Here is a 310-nt window from a genome sequence, read left to right as displayed (position 1 = left end):
TGACCACAGAACTGACGCTCGACGACCTGCGCCGGCAGTATCGCCGCGACTACGACCCGTACAACCCGGTTCCCATCGCCGAACATCTCGCGGAGATGGCCGACCGGCGAGAGAAGCTGCCGATCAGCTACTCGATGCGAGGCAACGGATGCTGGGTCCTCACGCGCTACGACGACATCTCGAGTGTGTTGCGGCGCAGCAACCGTGGCTTCGTCAGCTTCCCCAACGACCCCGACGGCATCAACACGCAGGGTTCCGAGGAGGGCATGGTCCCGATCGAGATCGACGGTCCCCGCCACAAACAGTTCCG

The 310-nt window shown here is 63.9% G+C and carries 1 pseudogene; it reads left to right on the top strand.

From position 1 onward, the window contains the following. Positions 1-310, top strand: a pseudogene (locus MLGJGCBP_RS44625) (cytochrome P450); the annotation flags it as partial.

This window comes from Rhodococcus sp. T7, from assembly GCF_009872365.1.
Classification (GTDB): domain Bacteria; phylum Actinomycetota; class Actinomycetes; order Mycobacteriales; family Mycobacteriaceae; genus Rhodococcus_F.
The sequence above is the reverse complement of the archived record's forward strand: the minus strand, read 5'-3'. Positions and strand labels throughout refer to the sequence as shown.